Raw genomic sequence first — 19,214 nt, 5'->3', positions numbered from 1 at the left:
ACAAGAATTGCTGACTGTATCAACACTGAATGGATGGAGCCGTGCATGAGCAACATCGATCGTCGGTCCCTGATCAAGGGCTCGCTTGCTACCATGATGGCAGGAGCCGCGGTCTCGCGCGCCGCCTTCGCGCAATCCTCCGAGCCGATCCTGCTCGGCGTCAGCGGACCCCTGACCGGACCGAATGCGCAATATGGCGCGCAGTGGAAACAGGGCTTTGATCTCGCGCTCGACGAGATCCACGCGGCCGGCGGCATTAACGGCCGCAAGCTCGCCTACCACTTCGAGGACAGCCAGAGCGATCCGCGCCAGTCGGTGGCGATCGCCCAGAAGTTCGTGTCCGATCCCCGCATCGTCATGGAGCTCGGCGATTTCTCCAGCCCCGCCTCGATGGCAGCCTCGCCGATCTATCAGCGCGGCGGCCTCGTGCAGTTCGGCTTCACCAATTCGCACCCCGATTTCACCAAGGGCGGCGACTTCATGTGGAGCACGTCGGTGAGCCAGGCCGACGAGCAGCCGCTGCTGGCGTCCTACGCCGTAAAGCGGCTCGGCCTGAAGAAACTCGCGGTGCTGCATCTCAACACCGATTGGGGCCGCACCAGCCGGGACTATTTCGTCAAGGCGGCGAAGGAATATGGCGCCGAGATCGCGGTGACCGAGGGCTATATCGCAGAGGAGCGCGACTTCCGCTCCACGCTGGTGCGTGTGCGCGATGCCAATCCCGACGGTCTGATCCTGATCTCCTATTATTCCGACGGCGCGCTGATCGCGCGTCAGGCGCGCCAGGTCGGCCTGAAGCAGACCATGTGCGCCGCAAGCTCGGTCTATTCGCCAAAATTCCTGGAGCTCGGCGGGGAAGCGGTCGAGAACGTGCATCTCGGCACGCGCTATTTCCCGGAAGACCCGCGGCCAGAGGTGAAGAAGTTCATCGCGGGCTTCAAGGCGAAATATAACGGGCAGGAGCCCGATGCGTTCAACGCTTATTCCTATGACGCCATGAATATGGCGGCCGCCGTGGTGAAGATCGGCGGCACCGACCGCCGCGCCATCCGCGACGCCTTCGCCAAGGTGAAGGACGTCTCCAGCGTCATCTTCGGCCAGGCGACGTTCGACGTCGAGAGCCGCCGCGTCAAGGGCGCCATGAATGCCGAGCTCGTCGTGCGCAAGGGCCAGTTCGCGCTCTGGGATGGCAAGCCGACCTGATGTAATGGCCGGCGCGATCGCTCCGGCTGCTTTCTCCCTGATAGGAACGCTGCGTGTCCTCCTGGCTCGACTACACCATCAACGGGCTGATCGTCGGCAATGTCTACGCGCTCGTTGCGGTCGGGCTCGCGCTGATCTTCGGCGTCAGCCGGCTGATCAACTTCGCACAAGGGTCGATCTATCTGGTCGGTGCCTATATCGGCTGGGTCGCGGTCGTGCAGCTGCACACGCCGTTGCCCCTCACCATCATCGTGGTCGCCGTGGCAGCGGCGGTCGTCGGGCTGATCATCGAGCGCTTTGGCCTGCGGCCGCTGCAGAATTCGGTGCGCATCGCGCCGTTGCTCGCGACCATCGGCATCAGTTTCGTGCTCGACCAGCTGGTGATGCTGACATTCTCGCCAAATCCGCGCGCGCTGCCGAGCCAGCTGCCCGACGTTCGCTTCCAGGTCGGTGGCGGGACGATCGGACCACTCGACCTGCTCATCGCCGGCGTCGGCCTCACCAGCGCGCTGCTGCTGTTCGTGTTCCTGCGCTACACCAAGCTGGGCTGGGCCGTGCGTGCCACTGCGCAGGACCGCGATGCCGCCATGCAAATGGGCGTCGACGTCAACCGCGTCAATCAAGCCGTGTTCGGCATTGCGGCGGCGCTCGGCGGCGTCTCCGGCTTGCTGGTCGGCATGTACTACAACCAGATCGACACTGCGATGAGCCTTCAGGCGACGCTCAAGGGCGTCGTCGCTGAGGTCGTCGGCGGCGCCGGCAACGTGCCGGGCGCGGTCATCGGCAGCCTTCTGCTCGGATTGGTCGAGAGCTACGGCGTGGCCATGCTCGGCACCAGCTATCGCAATCTATTCGCGTTCCTGCTGCTGGTCGTGGTGCTCGTGCTGCGGCCGAACGGCCTATTCGTCAGCGCGCGGCAGGCGCCGCCCGAGCCGCTGACCGGCACGTTCATCGCGCCGAGTCGCCCGGTGCATATTCCGCGCTGGGTGCTATTGGTCGCGGTTGCCGGCTTCGCGATCCTGCCGCTGCTCCCGGTGTCCTTCTACGTGCTCCAGACCCTGATCAACGCCTGGCTGCTCGGTATGCTTGCGCTGAGTCTGACTTTGGTGGCGGGCACGATGGGGCAGGTATCGCTCGGCCATGCCGCATTGCTCGCGATCGGCGCCTACACCTCGGCGTTGCTGTCGCTGACATTGGCCGTTCCCGTGGGGCTCGCGGTCATCGGCGGCGGCCTGATGAGTGCCGCGCTCGGCACGCTCCTGATCTCGCCGTCGTTCCGCCTGCGCGGGCACTACGTGTCGATCGCAACGCTCGCCATCGGCGAGATCGCGGCACTGGTGATCCTGAACTGGGAAAGCGTGACACGCGGGCCGATCGGCATCTCCGGCATCCCGCCGCTGTCGCTGTTCGGCTACGATCTGATTAGCCCGACGTCGGTCTACTGGTTCAGCCTCGCGGTGATGGTCGTGCTCGCGCTGCTCCAGGGGCGCCTGCTCGGCTCGCATCTCGGCCGCAGTTTCCGCGCCATCCGCGACGACGATATCGCCGCACGCGCCTATGGCCTCGGCCTCAACCGCTACAAATCGCTCGCCTTCATCTTCGGCGGATTCGCCGCCGGAATCAGCGGCGGCATCGCCGCGCATCTTTATTCCTACATCAACCACGAGACCTTCAACACGCAGCAATCCATCCTGGCGCTGACCGTCGTGATCCTCGGCGGCCTCGGCAACGTCGTCGGTGCGATCCTTGGATCGGTCGCGCTGGTCGGCCTGCCCGAAGTCTTCCGGGTCGCGGCGGAGTACCGCATCCTGATCTACGGCATCGTGCTGCTGCTGCTCGTGCGGTTCAGGCCGCAGGGCCTGCTGGGGACGGTCTGATGGCGGAGCACGCGCCCATGCTGTCCCTGCGCGGTCTTACCCGGCGCTTCGGCGGTCTCACCGCGGTCGATGCCATCGATCTCGACCTCACCAAGGGCGAGCTCGTCAGCATCATCGGCCCGAACGGCGCGGGCAAGACCACGCTGTTCAACCTCGTGACGGGGCTCGATCGGCCGGATGCCGGCGAGGTCCGCTTCGAGGGACAGGACATCACGGGGCTGCCGCCGGAACGGATTGCGGCCGAAGGCATCGCGCGCACCTTCCAGCTCGGCCGCGTCTTCGGCAATCTCAGCGTGATGGATAACGTCCTGATCGGCGCGCACACGCGGCTGCGCGCCGTGAAGCCGACGGTGCCGGTGATCGGCCCACTGCTGGAATTAGGCCTCGCGCTGCTGCGTCCCGGCAGCGTCCGGGACGAAGAGGAACGGCTGCGCGAGGAGGTCAAGACCATCGTCGCGCGCTTCGGCGAGCGGCTGCTGCCGCGGATCGACCAGCCGGCCTACAGCCTGTCCTACGCCAACCGCCGCCGCGTCGAGATCGCCCGCGCGCTCGCACTGAAGCCGCGCCTCTTGCTGCTCGACGAGCCCACCGCCGGCATGAACCCGACCGAGACCGCGGAGATGCAGGCGCTCGTCGCCGAGCTGAAAGCGGAAGGGCTGACCATTCTCCTGATCGAGCACAAGCTGGAGATGGTGATGCGCCTCTCCGACCGCGTCATCGTCATGGACGAGGGCAAGAAGATCGCGGAAGGGCCGGGCGAGGAGGTGCGGAGCGATCCAAAGGTGATCGAGGCCTATCTCGGCCATGGCCTCGCGACCAAGCAGGAGAGCGCGGCATGACCAACGCTTCCGCCGAACCGCTGCTGGCGCTGTCGAACGTCAATACCTTCTACGGCCAGGCCCAGGTGCATTTCGACCTCTCGATCACGGTCGCGCGCGGCCACATCGTCTGTCTGCTCGGCGGCAATGCCAGCGGCAAATCGACGACGATGAAAATCATTCTGGGCCTGGTGAAGCCGCGCTCCGGCGACGTGACGTTCGATGGTGCTTCGTTGCTAGGCCTCTCCACGCCGCAGATCGTCCGCCGCGGCATCGCCTCGGTGCCGGAGGCGCGGCGGCTGTTCGCCGACATGAGCGTCCGCGAGAACATCCTGATGGGCGCGTTCGTGCGCAACGACCGCGAGGCGGTGGCGCAGGATCTCGACAGGATGCTCACGCTGTTCCCAAAACTCGGCCAGCGCCTGTCGCAGCGCGCCGGCTCACTCTCCGGCGGCGAGCAGCAGATGGTGGCGATGGCGCGCGCGCTGATGAGCCGCCCCCGCATGATCGTGATGGACGAGCCGACCATGGGCCTGTCGCCGCTTTATGTCGATCGCGTGCTGGAGCTGATCCGCACCATCAACCAGGAGGGTGTCTCGGTGTTCATGGTCGAGCAAAACGCCAGCCTCGCGCTGGAGATCGCGCACGAAGCCTATGTGCTTCAGACCGGCAAGATCGTGCTGTCAGGCCCGGCGCGGACATTGAAGGACGATCCCCGCATCCGCGACGCCTATCTCGGCGGTTCCGAGGCGGCGTAGTCCTAAATGCCCCCACAACGTCATGGCCGGGCTTGACCCGGCCATCCAAGGCTTTCCTTGCTGCACGAAGACCGTGGATGCCCGGGACAAGCCCAGGCATGACGTCCCGCATACTCGCATAGGCGTTCGGCAGGCCAATGCCGGGGCTGGCTAGTGTGAGAATTCTATGAAAATATCATACCGGTGGCGACCGGGCGTGCAGCGGACGGAATGATATCGTGACGAGATGGTCTTTGCGGGCGGTCGAGCCCGGCGTGGTGTTGCTGTTCGGCGGGCTCGTCGCCGCCAATGTTGCCGCATGGGCCTGGGCCTTCGCGGCGTTCGGCGACCGTCCGACGGTGATGGCGACCGCGCTGCTGGCCTGGGTGTTCGGCCTGCGCCACGCCGTCGATGCCGATCACATCGCCGCCATCGACAATGTCGTGCGCAAGCTGATGCAGGCGGGCGGCGCGCCGCGCAGCGTCGGGCTCTATTTCGCGCTCGGCCATTCCACCGTCGTCGTCGTCGCGACCATGCTGCTGGCGCTCGGCGTCGTCAGCCTCGGCGGCGACAGCCTGCTCGAGCAGATCGGCGGCCTGATCGGCACATCGGTCTCGGCGCTGTTCCTGCTGGTGATCGCGGCCATCAATCTCGCCATCTTCGCCGGCCTGTGGCGGACGTTCCGCATGGCGCGTGAGCAGGGCATTCACGACGCCGCCGGCCTCGATGCGCTGCTCGCCAAGCGCGGATTCCTGGCGCGGCTGCTCGGCCCGATGTTCCGCCTGGTGACGAAGCCCTGGCACATGTATCCGCTCGGCTTCCTGTTCGGCCTCGGGTTCGACACCGCGACCGAGATCGGCCTGCTCAGCATCTCCGCGGGCGAAGCTGCGCGCGGTACCTCGCTCGCCGACGTCCTGGTCTTCCCCGCGCTGTTCGCTTCAGGCATGGCGCTGGTCGATACCGCCGATTCCGCGCTGATGGTCAGCGCCTATCGCTGGGCCTTCGTCGATCCCTTGCGCAAGCTTTGGTACAATCTCACGATCACCGGCGCCTCCGTCGCGGTCGCGCTGTTCATCGGCGGCGTCGAGGCGCTCGGCCTGATCGCGGAACGCCTCGGCTTGTCCGGCGGCTTCTGGGCGGTGGTGGAAGGGCTCAACGAATCGCTGGCGAATGTCGGCTTCGTCGTGGTCGCGCTGTTCGCGCTGGCCTGGCTGGTCTCGGTGCTGCTCTATCGCCGCATGTTTGCGGATGGGGCGCGCCGTTCGCCCGATGCAGCCCGCGGCTTCGAGGCGGCCTGAGACGATTCTAAATCGGCGGGATCAGAGCGCCGCCGCGCTCCGCGCGGGCTCCGCCGGCACATCGTCGCCATTGGGATCGCCCGGCGCCGTCGCCCAGGCCAGCTCCACCAGCGTCACGATCCGGCGGCCGCCGCCGTCGAGCTGGACGACGATCAGGCCCTGCTCCTCCATATAGCCGAGCAGCCGTTGCGCGCGGCGCAGCGAATGCGAGCCATAGGCGCGGGCGATCGCGGCGTCCCCAGGGCAGGGCCAGCCTTCCCTGGCCGCGCGGGCGATCATCATGAACACGCCCTGCATGTCATCGGGCAGGATCGAGGCGCGCAGCGACACGTCCTGCCAGGCGTCGTCCTCGGCGAGATCCGTCCCGAGCCCAGCCCGCGCATGCGTCAGCATGCGGCGGAATTCGTTGAGATCGGGCACCGCCGCGCCGAGCCCCTCGATGCGGCAGCGGACCACGAACTCCTGATAGAGCACGCCGATGGCGCGGAAGCCGGCATCGGGCTCGGCCAGCACGGCGCGCAGCGTGCGATCGACGCGCTCGCGCCGCTGCGCGAGCTCCTCGGCGCTGACCGGCACCTCGACGGTTTCGGGCTGGATCTCCGGGATCGCGGCGGCCTTCGCCGCCCGGAGCTGCTCGAGCAGGTCCGGCGCGGGCCGCCGCTGCGGACGGCTGGCATCGGGCGGGGGCGCGGCCAGGATCACGGCGCGCGCATCTTCCAACGTCGCTTCCGGCAGCGGCATCAGCCGCGGCGTCGAATTGCGCGGGGAGGTCGCGGTCGGGCCGATGTTCAAACGCAGCGGACGGCGCGACAGCGCAGGTCCCAGCGCCATGAACTGTCCACGCTCGAGATCTCGAAACGCCTCGGCCTGCCGCCGCTCCATGCCGAGAAGATCGGCGGCGCGCGCCATGTCGATGTCGAGGAAGGTCCGGCCCATCAGGAAGTTGGAGGCTTCCGCCGCCACGTTCTTGGCTAGTTTTGCCAGACGCTGGGTCGCGATGATGCCGGCGAGGCCGCGCTTGCGGCCGCGGCACATCAGATTGGTCATCGCGCCGAGCGATAGCTTGCGCGCTTCGTCCGAGACCTCGCCCGCCACCGCCGGCGCGAACAGCTGCGCCTCGTCGACGACTACGAGCATCGGGTACCAATGGTCGCGGTCGACGTCGAACATGCCGCCGAGGAATGCGGCCGCACGGCGCATCTGGTTTTCGGCATCGAGGCCTTCGAGATTAAGCACGGTGGAGACGCGATGCAGCCGCGCGCGTTCACCGGCGACCTGAAGGCCGCGTTCGGTGTGATCCTCGGCCTCGATCACGAGATGGCCGAAGCGCTCGGCCAGGGTGACGAAATCGCCCTCGGGGTCGATGATGGCCTGCTGCACCCAGGGCGCGCTCTGTTCCAGCAGCCGCCGCAACAGATGCGATTTGCCGGAGCCCGAATTGCCCTGCACCAGGAGACGGGTCGCCAGCAGTTCCTCGAGGTCCATGGCCGCCGCGGCGCCCGCCGTGGTCTGCCCCATCTCGATCGCAACCGTCATGTCCCCGACTCAAGTCCCCGTCATTCGCGGACAGCGGCTTATCAACCCGGCCGGCGCGCGTCGAGCGCCACGGCGCGAATCAGGCAGCGTTGCCCACGGCGGAGTTCAGGCGTGATGCGACAACCGTAGAAGTGCGGGCCGATACGGCGCGTGCGGATTGTCGTCTTCGTTCTCGGGGATGGCGCAGGAGCCGAATTCCTGCCTGATGCGTTCGATCTCGGCGATGCGCTCGTGCAACCGCTGCAAATGCTCCGGCGACGTCGCCCGCCAGAACCGGAATGTATCGGCGGTGAGCGGCAGGAACGCGGTTCCGAACAGCGTCGGCTCTGGAACGACGGTGCGTCCGAGCAGCAGGAAGCGGTGCGCGCCGGAGACGACCAGGGTCGCATAGCCGCGGTTGCCGATCCGCCGGATGCCGTTCAGCGACCATTCGACGAGCTTGCTGAAATAGGGCTCCTCGCGCCAGCGATCGGGGCATTCGTCGTCGACGGTGACGTTGACGGCGTCCTGGCTGAAATGCACCACGAGGCCCGCCTGTGCGGGAAACCAGGACTCGTCGAGATGGCCCTGCAACCAGGCACAGACGAACGAGCGGCACATCGGCGGCCGGCGATCGTAGATGGTGCAGCCCGTACCCGTCTGCCAGTGCTTGCAAAGCTGGTTCACCGGCTTGTCGACGGCGGCCACCTCCAGAATATTGCAGCAGGCGTTGCATGAGCCGCACTGCCGGGCGGGACGCGTCGCCTTCGGCAGGCCGGTCGCGCGAAAGCCCTGGCCCTTGCGGACCAGCAGCTTCTGCTTCTCCAGCAGATTCAACGCACGTTCGATCTTGAGACGGGACAGTCCGGTGGCGTCGATCACGCCCTTCAACGTCGTCGCGCCCGCCTCCACGGCGCGGACGACGGTCAGCATCGCCTGATCCATTGTTGTTGTTCTTCTCGGTTTCAGCCGTGCATTGCGATTCCAGCCGGAAACACAGACTGGAAAACAGGTCACAGACACCTGACTTGAAAAGATATGTTGCTCATTTCTGCCGCAGCTGGGCAAGAAGCCGGGTCCGTGCTGCACGCATGCAACGTTTGCGCGAATGGAGGGCGTGCAAGTGAAGGGCGCCGATTTCGCGCGGAATCGGTTCGCTTTGGTTACCGGACGCCGGGATGTGACGTGCGCCCTGCGATCGTCTCACGCAGTCGTGATATTCGCCGGCACGCTGAGCACGAAGGCGATCCGTCGCGCGACCAGGGGCGGTGATGGTCGTTGGGTTTGCGCCACACCGGGAACAGCGCCGCGCCTGGAAGCAAGCGGCGGTGCAGACGAGGGATCACCATCCGCGGCGGAGAATGATGCAGATCAAGGTCCGTGAGCCCGCAACCTGTTAGCTGGGCCGATGAGTTTTCTGACCTTCTTCACCGCGACCTGCTTCCTGCTGGCATTGCCGGGGCCGACCAACACCTTGCTCGCGACATCGGCGGCGGGGGTCGGCATCGCGCGCTCGCTGCATCTCCTCGCGGCCGAGCTCGCCGGCTATCTGCTGGCGATCGCGCTGCTGCGGCTCGCGCTCGGTCCGATCGTCAGCGATATCCCGATCGCGGCCATGGTGCTTCGCGTGGCGGTGACGGTCTACATCCTGTGCCTGGCCGTCATGCTCTGGCGCTTCCGGTCGCGTGAACTGCGCGGCGGCGCACCGGTGACCTTCAATCACGTGCTGCTCACCACGCTCTTGAACCCCAAGGCGCTGGTGTTCGCCTTCCTGCTTCTGCCGCTCCAGGCAGGGCCGTTCGAGCTGGTGCCCCGGCTCGCCGTGATCGCGCTCTTGATCGTCATGGCGGGCATGGCGTGGGTGACGTTTGGCGCAACGCTCGGCCGCGGTGCTCGCCGCCTCGGCCATCCCGACCTGGTCACGCGCACCGGCGCGGTCACGCTGGTCGCGGTGACCGGCCTGATCTGGGTTCAATCGCTCCTGGGCGCGTGAGACCGGCGTCCGCCGGAACGGCGCGCTACTGCGCGCCGGATCCGCCCTGCACGATCTTCTCGTTCAGCTTCAGGTCCACGGTCTCGACCGTGCGGTCGATCTCGGGGTTGGGCACGCCGAGCTGATGCGAGATCAGCTTCACCAGGAGATCGACGCGCTCGATGAAGGGCGCGCCGCTCGCGACCGCGCGCGCCGCCGAGGACGGCTTGAGCAGGCTTTCCGCGGCCTTGGCGTATTTTGCGAACGGCACCTGGTCCTGCGGATCGGCGCCGAGCTTGCGGGCGATCGCGTCGACATGGTCGTAGATCGTCTGCGAGCGCTCGAGATCGCCGTGCACGGCATCGCGGATCGACTGCGGCTCGTGCGGCGTGATGCAGCGGTAATTGCCGGTCAGCAGCATCGACCATTTCGCCAACGGCACGAACAGCGAATCGAACACTTTCAGCTTCACCGGCACATCGAGGCCGTCGAGCGTCACCGCGTCGATGTCGGCCTCCAGCTCGCGCAGCACCTTGTTGTGCTTCTCGTCGGCGAACACCGACGCCTTGAAGTTGGTGGGCAGGCCGACATGAAGCACGTTGGCGGCCTCTTCCGGCGGACGGAATGCCTGCGGGTCGGGCGAGCACAGCGTCACCAGCCCCGGCTCGAAGCGCTCCCACACCTGCGCATTGGTGTAGGCCTCCTCGAGATCCATGTCCGCGAGCGCCGGAATCCGCTTCAGATAAGGCAGCGGCGGCATGTTCATGATCGACAAGCACGGCAGCTTCGCCGCGGCGATCTTGACCATGAGAACGCGCACCGTGTGGTTGGTGTATTGCGGCTCCTGCATCGCAAGGCCGACCAGATCGTAGCGGGAGGGGTCGACATTGGCCGGGGTCACCGCATCCAGCTTGCCGGGCAGGTTGCGCGAGAAGATCGCCCGGTGTACCGCCTCGTCGCGCAGCTTAATGCGCACCTCGGTACCGTCGCGGTTGATCAGCTCCGCCGTCTTGGCGCGGCAGACCAGGGTGACGTTATGACCCGCCATCAGCAGCTTCGTGCCCAGCAGGGAGCCGTAAGAAGCCCCGAGAATCAATATGTTGCGCGCCATGCTCCGTCCCCTTGAGAATGTGTGTGATTTTTGAGCCCCGGCCGTCATCCGCGGGCGAGTTGCCGGCATGTAAAGCGAAGTCCGCGGGGATGGCAACTGGGATAATGCATACAAGGCCGCGCCGGAGTCTGGGGCGTCCGGATGGAGGAGGCGCAATCCGCCGACCTTTCGTTCGCCGGCGCGAACGCCGGCCTGCCTCGCGCGATCTGGTCACGGACGCTCGTTTGTCGCGGGACGGGTCAAGGCGCTCGCGGCTTCGGCACATGCCGCCCGGTCCGCTTGCTCAATCCCGCAGGCGTCCCGAAATTGACCTCACCGAATTTCGATTTGTCGGATGTCCGTCCGTTCGGGCACACCGTATGGTGCGATCATACGTCGTCACACCTCGCGTGCGGAAGATCAGCAAGTTGGCGGGGGCGCTGTCATCGTCCTGTCATGTCGCCGGTTGGCTTCGATGAAGCGGCAAACCGCCGCATCGCTCACCATATCGTGGTTTCACAATGACGGCACAGACAGGCATGTCTGTTCTATCGGCGAAGTGAAGTTGTCTTCATCCGCCGATCGCAACGAGAAACGACGAGGCCCGCGTCGCAAGTGTGCGCGGCAATGACTGTGCAACAGCGATGGAGCTGGGACGTGACGATTGAGTTGAGCCGGCCCCGACTTGGTGCCCAAGTTGGCTCGTTCGGGATGCCGGCCGTCTCGCGCAGTGCCCCCGCTGCGCGACGCGTAGATGAAACGGTGCGCCTGCGATCGCATCGAGCAGTTGCGCAGGGCGCTGTGCAGAACGCGAAGTCCGTCGGTCCGGACGCAAGTCCGGGCAGTTGTTGACGGCGTCGCTCGGGGGGCTGAGATGGAAGGGGATCATTGGCCTTGCGGCGCATGCGACGGTGCGGGCCAAAACCTGGCGCGCTTGCGGGATCGCGCGTCACAATTTTTCGAAAGTCTGTCCGTCGCCGAGCTCGTGCGTGAGACGCACCGGCATCTGTGGATTTCGGACTGGTTGAGGCTCGCGGACGACTACCGCACATTGGCTGAAAGCGCGCGCGACGTTGGGTCTGCCGAGATTGCGCGGGAAGCATGGCTCTGCTCGTTGACGGCCCTCGAAGTCGTCAGGACTCTGTCCTGCCCGGGGGATGTCGAAAGTGCCGATCTCGCAGACGAGGTCGGTATCGGCCTGAGAGGCTTCGAGGCCGAGGCCGGTCTGGCGATTGAGCGCGTCAAGATCGATTTCTTCGATCAAGGTGGGCTGGCCGGCTTCTTCCTGCCGGCGCTCCGTCGTGGACCTACGGCGCCGGCGGTGATCTGCGTGAGCGACGGGGACATCACCTTGGGCTCGATGATGAGCAGGCTGTTGCCGGCCTCGCTCTGCGGGAGCATGTCGCTGTTGCTCGTCAATGCCGGCAATTCGACTGTTCATCGCTCCTTCAAGCCGGAGCACAGGCTTCAGTGCTGGTTGGACTATCTGGAAGCTCGCCCCGATGTCGATTCGCGGCGGATCGCGATCTATGGTGAAGGGGCCGGCGCGTGTCACGCGTCGCGTCTCGCCCTCTCGGATCGCAGGATCGCGGCCGCGGTGTGCGACGGCGGTGTCTCGACGCCGGTCATGCGGAGAGCGATGCGGAGGATGACCAGTTTCGGGCCGGCCGTCCCTGACGGAGCCTCGGCCGGTTCGTTGCTGCCGTCGCGTCGGCTTCCGTGCCCGCTGCTCATGGTCGTCGGGACTCGCTCCATGATCTGGGAGCAGGATGCTCTCGACCTGCAAGCCGGCTATCGGGAGAGTGGAGCGGATTGCTCGGTCGTCGTGCCCAACAACGTGCCGCACCCGCTCGGCGAGGTCGAGAACTTCATCGCTGTCGACAACTTCGTGCTCGATTGGCTCGACAGCAAGCTCGGGACTGCCCGTCAGCATCAGCCCGTGACATACCTGTAGCGCGGTCAGGCCATGGCGGTGCGCGATTTGGCCTCGTCGTGAAGAGTCCGCTGGAGTGGATGTCGCGAGCCATGGAAGGCCGATCCTGACGCAGCACGACGATAGCCAGCATTCGGCCCGGGCACTCGGTCTCGCCCCGGCATCGGCCGATCACGAGGCGTCGATAGCCAGCAATCGTGCCGCCAGCCGAGCGTTCCTCGCAATGGTTGCGAGCGCGGCATTCAGTTCACTCAAGGTCTTCTCGTCGAGCTCGTTGAACATGGTCGAGTTCAAGGCGAGCTTTCTCTTGGACAGTTTCTCGATTTCCGCCGTCGCCTTCGCGGTCAACGACATCAGAATGAAGCGGGCATCGTCCGTTGCCGGCTGCCGCGATAGAAAGCCGCCCTTTTCCAGGATCTTGGTCTGGTTGGTCACGAAGGCCGGGTGGACCCGCAACTTGTTCGCGATCTCGATGCCGGCAACGCCTCGTCCTTCGTCCAGCTCGGTGATCGCCATCAAGATCAGCCATTGCGGCTGGGTAATGCCCAACAGTCCGGCCCAGCTGGTGTGAATGTCGTCCAGCTGCGCGTGGATTTCGACGATGTTCCAGATGAATTCCCTGATCGTTTTGTCGAGCTTCTTTTCGATCATGCCGCGTTGCCCCCCGTTTGGCGTTGATCCTTTCTTCTTGTTCTTGGGTCAATGTTCTATCGGGATATCGCGAGCACGTCTCCTATGTCGCGCCCTGACAAGGGCACTAGGTGTGACATTGTCGAAATGGCCCGATGATTTGATGCTTGCAAAAATCAATTAATTCACGTACTCATTCTTTGCTGCTCTTGACCCCGTCGACGGACAGCGATGTGAGATCTCCAAGAAAGCCCTCGGGATGCCCCCCTGAGGGCTTTTTACTTTTTATTCAGCATGTTAGATGGCCTTCTCGTGTCTCTGTTGCTCTCAAGCAACATCTCTCGCCGAACTTTCAGTTCACCAAATCAATAAATTGAGGCGGTTGTTTTTATAAACTATACGTGAAGCACGACGGAGGGGGGGCACCTCGCTGTCGTTTCAGACCGGACCTTCAGTGCGGATCTGAATTGAACGGAAATATGAGGGTGAAGCGGTGTCCTCCGAGGAGCCGAGCCCCCTGAATCGACCTGGAGGTTTACCTAATGAAGTTAACGAAGACGCTTTTGCTCGGCTCGGCTGCCGGCCTGATGGCCGCCTCCGGGGCGTTCGCTGCCGATCTCCCCGTGAAGGCCAAGGCGGTCGAATACGTGAAGATCTGCTCGCTGTACGGCGCCGGCTTCTACTACATCCCGGGCACCGACACCTGCATCAAGCTGGGTGGTTATCTGCGCGCTGAAGTCGCGTTCAACACCAACAGCAACTACGGCATCTCGAATGGCTCTCCGGCCGGTGCGCACAACCGCCTGAGCAACTACTACAACATGCGTGCTCGTCAGGATCTCAACATCGACACGCGCACCGCGACCGAATACGGCGTCGTCCGTACCTTCTTCGACGGCGTGTTCACCTGGACCACCGGCGGCTATCAGGGCTCCGGCTCTGCGACGGGTGGCACGGTCTATACCGGCAACCTCGGCCTCAACACCTCCGGCGCGACGCCGGCGCTCGTTGGTTCGTCGGTCAACGGCACCGACGGCAACACCTCGGCCGGTTCGCTCGGCGTGTACTACGCCTTCATCCAGTTCGCCGGCTTCACCATGGGTAAGGCCGTGTCGCAGTTCGACGCGCCCTGGACCAACTATCCCGGCAACAACATCGACAGCCTCGTCGGCGGCTCCGGCACGGTCACTGGTGTCAACCAGTTCACCTACACCGCTGACTTCGGTCAAGGCATCACGGCGTCGTTCTCGGCTGAAGACGCGACGGCCTACTATCAGGCCGGCAACGTCAACCTGACCGGCGCGACCGCAGGCGGCATGATCGGTGGTACGTATGGCACCAACGCCATCGGCGGTTCGCGTTCGCCGAACCTCGTCGGTATGGTCCGTGTCGACCAGGCCTGGGGTATGTTCCAGGCGTCGGTCGCTGCGCATGACAACCACGTCGCTTACTACGGCGCGACCGAGCCAACTGGCCACCCCGACGACAAGTGGGGCTGGGCGGTTCAGCTCGCTCTGTCGATCAAGAACATCCCGACCGGTGCGGGTGACGTGATCAACATTTCGGGCGTCTACACCGACGGTGCGACCCGCTACAACTTCCAGAACCTGGCGGGCAGCTCCTACTCGATGTTCGGCAACTCGGGCGTTGCCTACCAGAGCGTCGGCTTCGCCTATGCTCCGGACACCGTGTTCATCACGGGCAGCCAGCAGGAGACGGTCAAGACCTGGGGCTTCCGTGGCGCTTACACCCACAACTGGGATCCCTACTGGAACACCGCGCTGTACGGTGCCTACGCTCAGGCGCAGTACGGCTCGCTCGCCAAGACCGCTCTCTGCGGCGCTGGCGGTGCAGGCGGCGTGTTCGGCGGTCTCGCCGGTGTCACGGGTTGTAACCCTGACTTCGCCATCGGCCAGATCGGCCTCATCACCCGCTGGACCCCGGTCAAGAACCTGACGTTCTCGGGCGACCTGAACTGGACCCGCCTCGACCAGAAGTACTCGGGCACGGTCGGTTACGCCGGTGCCGGTACGACGGCCAAGCCGGCCGCCCTGTACCAGCTGAAGGATCAGGACAGCGTCACCCTGCTGCTCCGCGCCCAGCGCAACTGGTAATATCTTCGCAACGGCTGAACGAGCACCCGGCGGGAAACCGCCGGGTGTTTTTTATTGTGCAGCGATCCATGGGCTACCGCATTCGCCTGTGTCGCCCTCTGTCAATCCAGAATCGGAAAAATATTCCACTTTACCGAAATTCGGAAACGGCGTATGTGTCGTCCATCCCGGCTCACCCTTGAGGGGCGGTCATGTTGTCGTGTGATCGCAGAGCCGGGCTTGCGGTGGACGCAGCAGCGTCGTGCGCGAAAGCCAAGGGCAGGGCGGATTGCTCTCCGTGAGCCCTTCGCATCGCGTGGACGAGCGGCGCTGTCAGGTTCGTCGCGTCATATTCCGAGGGCAAGGTGCACAACGCCGTCGGACCCTGTGGCGCCAACGGGCCGTGCGTACGGCAAAACCGTGTGGTCCTGGCCGTCGTTGCTACGGTCAAGCTCTTGCGGAGGCGGCACTAGCGTCAACCGGCGCAGGGCCGGTGAATTCCGTGAGGGTGAGGGAGGCCAGAAGGAACTCGGCTCCCGGGAGAGCGCGGCATAAGCCGTCCGACCATCGCGCAGGGAAGGCCGTGTGTTGGGCTTCACCTGTATGCTGCTGTGCGGTTCTTCCTGCGTGTGCTCCATGCGCAGCGGACCGCGGGTGCCGCCGGCACCCGGCCTTCCCTGCACCCTCTTGGATAGGAGGGGTGGAGCGACCAAGCAAAGCTCGGGCGAAAAGCGCCGCGAGGCTGCGAAGGCGTGTCCGTAGCCACGCACTCGGTGTCATCGTCCGGCTTGACCGGACGATCCAGTACTCCGAGACGTTCGTGATTGAATCGAGAAGCCGCGGCGTACTGGATTCCCCGCCTTCGCGGGGAATGACAGTGGAGGTTGGAGAGCCAGCTATCGCTCCATACTCCGTCATTGCGAGGAGCGAAGCGACGAAGCAATCCAGAATCCCTCCACGAAAGGACTCTGGATTGCTTCGTCGCAAGGGCTCCTCGCAATGACGTGGAGAGAGTGTGCGCCACATTCCGCTCTCGTGCCCCGGACGCAGCGCAGCGTCCCTTCGACGTTGCGCTGCAGAGCCGGGGCCCATCTCTCCGCATGGACCGTGCCGCCCCTGACTCACCTTGCTTCGTCATTTTGAAGCGGTCGCCAAGGCTCGCGTGATCGCGGGAACGACCGCGCACGCACCTCACCCCTGGCTCGCCACGCGCGCGCGACCGAGATGTTCCTCGATCTTCGGACGGTCGCGGGTGCGCTCGAAGCTCGTGCACAACAGCTCCGTCTCCTCGAGCGATATCGGAGCGCGATACAACCGGCACATGAACTCGGCCGTTGCGCGTCCCTTGCCGGTGCCGGGGCCGCGTTCGGCGAGAAACATGCAATCCCGGCAGATGCTCGCATCCAGTCGCTGATGGGCCGCGTCGAGATGATTGAGAACCTCCCGCAGCGAGTCGCGAAGCCTGATGCATTCCTCGGGTCCGAGCGCGGTGACCGCGTTCATCACGTGATTGATCGGGTCGTGCTGACTCAGGCATTTCTCGCCCTGCGCGGTGACGTGGAGCACGACGGAGCGTTTGTCTTCGTGCGACGGCTTTCGCACCAAATAGGACTTGCTCTCGAGCGTCTTCACGATTTGCGATGCCGTCGCTCTGGTGGCGCCGATGAAACCGGCGAGCGCGGAGGGCGTGCGCGAAAATCGGTTTGCACGTCCGAGAAAGCGCAGCGCCATCCATTCGCGGTCGCGCAGTCCATGCTGATTGCCCTCGAAATACCAGGCCCTCGCCGCCTGAATCAGCAGCTCGACGGCCTCTCGTGCCAATGGCATGGATTTACCTCGTCCCCGGAACTTCGTCTGCGGCGTCAAGCCGCTTTGCGTCCTGGCTCGCGACTCCATCGCGAGGCGTCAGAGCGCTGGAGGTGCGCGATGAGAAAACCGCAGCGCGCTCTCGCTCGAAGGCGCGATTCACGACGCACCCGACCTGAACCGACGGGAGTCGCGTGGTCTGGAGCGAGAGGTCGGGTCGCTTGCGGCACACCAATGGCGCCGTCGTCGCACGGGGGCCGAGTTGCCGTCGCCAGCAGACGATGGATCGGAGTAGTTCAACCGAAGCCCCTAAAGTTCAAGTCACGAGCAGACGTTTCTTGTATTCAACCGAAACGATGAATGAGCTTCTCAACAAAATCAAGTCAAGACACTCGCGGAGATTGGATGTCGAAGCAGGCGAATGTAACGTTCAAGACAATCTCACGCGTCCGAACACATGAAGGTGAACGCAATACGCTGGCACGAGCAGCATGCACGCGACTCTGCAACGGTTTGATTGCACGCCACGTCATTGTCTGCCGTTGATGCAAGTTGATCGAAGGTTGTGCACGAAGACGATGCGCGCCGCCATGTCATCCACAACTTGTACGATCCGTCAGGGAACATCCGAGGGAATTCGCAGGAATTGCACGTGCCGGTTGTTGTTGCCTCTGGCTCGGAATGGCCGTCGATCGCGGCCGCTCGCTGCTCTCACCCGAACGGTGGACACGCAAAAAAGGCGAACGCCAGTGACGGTCACGTCCGTGCATGCGCTGGAAGCGTGGCGGCATGCGCAAACACCTGTCGAAAACATCGAGCGACGTGCGCTCGCATCGCGCGTCGGCGCAGGAGTGGGAAAACTATGCAGCAACCTGAAGCGCGATGATGATTCTCAACGCGCTCTAGTCGCCTTTGAGCATGTCCCGGAGCTCGCGGAACGGATCGGCGCTCGGCGGCGCCGAAGCGTCCTGGCGCATGGCGTTGTAGATTCTCGGCACCATCTCGACCGCCTGATCGAGGCCCGGATCGCGTCCCGACTGATATCCGCCCATCAGGCGAAGGTCGCGCGTGTCCTCGTATTTCGCGATCATGGCCCGCAGCTTGCTCACCAATTCGCGCTCCTCGGGATCCCAAACGTTGTGAGCGAGGCGGGAGACCGAGGCCAGAACGTCGACGGCCGGATAGCGCGCCTGGTCGGCGATGTGCCTGGAGAGCACGATATGCCCGTCGAGCGTGCTGCGGATGGTGTCGGCGATCGGCTCGTTGTGATCGTCGCCGTCGACCAGCACGGAGAAGATCCCGGTGATCGTGCCGGATCCTTCCTCGCCGGGGCCGGCGCGCTCCAGAAGCCGCGGCAGATCGGTGAAGACCGTCGGCGCGTAGCCGCGCGCAACGGCAGGCTCGCCGGCGGCCAGTGCGACCTCGCGGGCGGCGTGGGCGAAGCGGGTGATCGAATCGACCATCAGCAGCACCGATTCGCCGCGGTCGCGGAAATACTCGGCCACCGCCATCGCCGTCTTCGGCGCGAGCCGCCGCATCATCGGACTTTCGTCGCCCGTCGATACGATTGTGACGGCGCGATGACGGTCAGCGCCCAGCACGTCCTCGATGAACTCGCGCACCTCGCGGCCGCGCTCGCCGACCAGCGCCAGCACGACGGTCTCAAAACCCTGGCTGCGGGCGAGCATCGCAAGCAGTGTCGATTTGCCGACGCCGGAGCCGGCGAAGATGCCGACGCGCTGGCCGGCGCAGATCGGCGCGAACAGGTCGATGACGCGCACGCCGGTGCGCAGCGGCTTGTGCACGCGCGAGCGCTTTATGGCCGAAGGCGCCTCGGCTTCCGCCGAGACTGCGCGCGATCCCGGGGTGAGCGGACCCTGGCCGTCAAGCGGCGCGCCGAGCGCATTGATGACGCGGCCCTTCCAGCTCGGATCGGGCGCAAAGGACAGCGGCGGCATGCGGTAGGCGACCGAGCCGAGGCCGCCGGCAAACTGGCGGTCGAACGGCTTGGCGATGATGCCCTCGCTGTCGATCCGCACCACCTCGCCGATCTGGGGCGTGCCGGCCGAATTGACGCCGATCAGCTCGCCGAGCCTGACGAAGCGCGACAGGCCGGAGACGCGGAAATGCGTCGGCGCGATCTCGGAGATCGCGCCACTGACGCTTGCCAGGGGGGTGCTCTGCTGAAGCTCCAGCAGCGCCCATTCGAGTTGCCGAAGAGCGTTCAAGGAAACCGTCCAAC

General features: G+C 64.9%; 14 protein-coding genes. 8 read left to right on the top strand and 6 right to left on the bottom strand.

The window, feature by feature from the left end; genetic code table 11:
* The first annotated feature begins 45 nt into the window (after window positions 1-45).
* The 5 genes from SE91_RS25570 (at window position 46) to SE91_RS25550 (ending at window position 5,933) form a co-directional block, all read left to right on the top strand.
* Window positions 46-1,203, top strand: a complete 1,158-nt coding sequence (locus SE91_RS25570; RefSeq protein ID WP_061849573.1) for an ABC transporter substrate-binding protein — start codon at window positions 46-48, stop codon at window positions 1,201-1,203.
* Window positions 1,204-1,256: 53 nt separating this feature from the next.
* A complete protein-coding gene (locus SE91_RS25565) occupies window positions 1,257-3,080 on the top strand; it encodes an ABC transporter permease (protein ID WP_061849572.1) in 1,824 nt (607 codons plus the stop codon).
* Window positions 3,080-3,919: an ABC transporter ATP-binding protein gene (locus SE91_RS25560; protein ID WP_061849571.1), complete on the top strand. Its 840-nt coding sequence runs from the start codon at window positions 3,080-3,082 to the stop codon at window positions 3,917-3,919. Before SE91_RS25565 ends, SE91_RS25560 begins: the two co-directional genes overlap by 1 nt.
* On the top strand, window positions 3,916-4,656 hold the full coding sequence (locus SE91_RS25555) for an ABC transporter ATP-binding protein (protein WP_060735074.1): 741 nt from the start codon (window positions 3,916-3,918) through the stop codon (window positions 4,654-4,656). Before SE91_RS25560 ends, SE91_RS25555 begins: the two co-directional genes overlap by 4 nt.
* A gap of 218 nt (window positions 4,657-4,874) precedes the next feature.
* Entirely contained in the window at window positions 4,875-5,933 is a 1,059-nt protein-coding gene (locus SE91_RS25550) for a HoxN/HupN/NixA family nickel/cobalt transporter (RefSeq protein ID WP_245318522.1), read from the top strand.
* A gap of 21 nt (window positions 5,934-5,954) precedes the next feature.
* On the opposite strand, the gene SE91_RS25545 is transcribed toward SE91_RS25550, so the two are convergent.
* Together SE91_RS25545 and SE91_RS25540 are read right to left on the bottom strand one after the other, a co-directional pair.
* A complete protein-coding gene (locus SE91_RS25545) occupies window positions 5,955-7,469 on the bottom strand; it encodes a helicase HerA domain-containing protein (RefSeq protein ID WP_061849570.1) in 1,515 nt (504 codons plus the stop codon).
* Window positions 7,470-7,574: 105 nt separating this feature from the next.
* Window positions 7,575-8,393 (bottom strand): hypothetical protein, encoded by an 819-nt coding sequence (locus SE91_RS25540; RefSeq protein ID WP_061849569.1) that lies wholly within the window; start codon window positions 8,391-8,393, stop codon window positions 7,575-7,577.
* A gap of 463 nt (window positions 8,394-8,856) precedes the next feature.
* Here SE91_RS25540 and SE91_RS25535 point away from each other — a divergent pair, with 463 nt between their 5' ends.
* Window positions 8,857-9,441, top strand: coding sequence for a LysE family translocator (locus tag SE91_RS25535; RefSeq protein WP_061849568.1), 585 nt, complete (start codon window positions 8,857-8,859; stop codon window positions 9,439-9,441).
* A gap of 25 nt (window positions 9,442-9,466) precedes the next feature.
* Here SE91_RS25535 and SE91_RS25530 read toward each other — a convergent pair whose 3' ends face one another.
* Complete coding sequence (locus SE91_RS25530) at window positions 9,467-10,531, bottom strand: ketopantoate reductase family protein (RefSeq protein WP_061849567.1); 1,065 nt, start codon at window positions 10,529-10,531, stop codon at window positions 9,467-9,469.
* 853 nt (window positions 10,532-11,384) lie between these two features.
* Here SE91_RS25530 and SE91_RS25525 point away from each other — a divergent pair.
* Entirely contained in the window at window positions 11,385-12,464 is a 1,080-nt protein-coding gene (locus tag SE91_RS25525; RefSeq protein ID WP_061849566.1) for an alpha/beta hydrolase family protein, read from the top strand.
* A 150-nt stretch (window positions 12,465-12,614) separates the two neighbouring features.
* Here SE91_RS25525 and SE91_RS25520 read toward each other — a convergent pair whose 3' ends face one another.
* Entirely contained in the window at window positions 12,615-13,094 is a 480-nt protein-coding gene (locus tag SE91_RS25520) for a MarR family winged helix-turn-helix transcriptional regulator (protein ID WP_008560426.1), read from the bottom strand.
* Window positions 13,095-13,615: 521 nt separating this feature from the next.
* Here SE91_RS25520 and SE91_RS25515 point away from each other — a divergent pair.
* Entirely contained in the window at window positions 13,616-15,187 is a 1,572-nt protein-coding gene (locus tag SE91_RS25515; protein ID WP_060735077.1) for a porin, read from the top strand.
* Window positions 15,188-16,357: 1,170 nt separating this feature from the next.
* On the opposite strand, the gene SE91_RS25510 is transcribed toward SE91_RS25515, so the two are convergent.
* Together SE91_RS25510 and fliI are read right to left on the bottom strand one after the other, a co-directional pair.
* Window positions 16,358-16,993: a MarR family winged helix-turn-helix transcriptional regulator gene (locus SE91_RS25510; protein ID WP_061849565.1), complete on the bottom strand. Its 636-nt coding sequence runs from the start codon at window positions 16,991-16,993 to the stop codon at window positions 16,358-16,360.
* Window positions 16,994-17,874: 881 nt separating this feature from the next.
* Window positions 17,875-19,200: a flagellar protein export ATPase FliI gene (gene fliI / locus SE91_RS25505; protein WP_061849564.1), complete on the bottom strand. Its 1,326-nt coding sequence runs from the start codon at window positions 19,198-19,200 to the stop codon at window positions 17,875-17,877.
* Window positions 19,201-19,214: the final 14 nt, after the last annotated feature.

Origin of the sequence: Bradyrhizobium sp. DOA1 (assembly GCF_001593325.1) — a bacterium.
In the GTDB taxonomy this organism is placed as follows: Bacteria; Pseudomonadota; Alphaproteobacteria; order Rhizobiales; family Xanthobacteraceae; genus Bradyrhizobium.
This window is presented reverse-complemented; position numbering and strand designations above follow the sequence as displayed.

Bases quoted from the DNA above. Each gene is read 5' to 3' on its own strand.
- SE91_RS25545 (WP_061849570.1), bottom strand. From the start codon at position 7,469: ATGACGGTTGCGATCGAGATGGGGCAGACCACGGCGGGCGCCGCGGCG.
- SE91_RS25555 (WP_060735074.1), top strand. From the start codon at position 3,916: ATGACCAACGCTTCCGCCGAACCGCTGCTGGCGCTGTCGAACGTCAAT.
- SE91_RS25570 (WP_061849573.1), top strand. From the start codon at position 46: ATGAGCAACATCGATCGTCGGTCCCTGATCAAGGGCTCGCTTGCTACC.
- SE91_RS25510 (WP_061849565.1), bottom strand. From the start codon at position 16,993: ATGCCATTGGCACGAGAGGCCGTCGAGCTGCTGATTCAGGCGGCGAGG.
- SE91_RS25535 (WP_061849568.1), top strand. From the start codon at position 8,857: ATGAGTTTTCTGACCTTCTTCACCGCGACCTGCTTCCTGCTGGCATTG.
- SE91_RS25540 (WP_061849569.1), bottom strand. From the start codon at position 8,393: ATGGATCAGGCGATGCTGACCGTCGTCCGCGCCGTGGAGGCGGGCGCG.
- SE91_RS25515 (WP_060735077.1), top strand. From the start codon at position 13,616: ATGAAGTTAACGAAGACGCTTTTGCTCGGCTCGGCTGCCGGCCTGATG.
- SE91_RS25530 (WP_061849567.1), bottom strand. From the start codon at position 10,531: ATGGCGCGCAACATATTGATTCTCGGGGCTTCTTACGGCTCCCTGCTG.
- SE91_RS25525 (WP_061849566.1), top strand. From the start codon at position 11,385: ATGGAAGGGGATCATTGGCCTTGCGGCGCATGCGACGGTGCGGGCCAA.
- SE91_RS25520 (WP_008560426.1), bottom strand. From the start codon at position 13,094: ATGATCGAAAAGAAGCTCGACAAAACGATCAGGGAATTCATCTGGAAC.
- SE91_RS25560 (WP_061849571.1), top strand. From the start codon at position 3,080: ATGGCGGAGCACGCGCCCATGCTGTCCCTGCGCGGTCTTACCCGGCGC.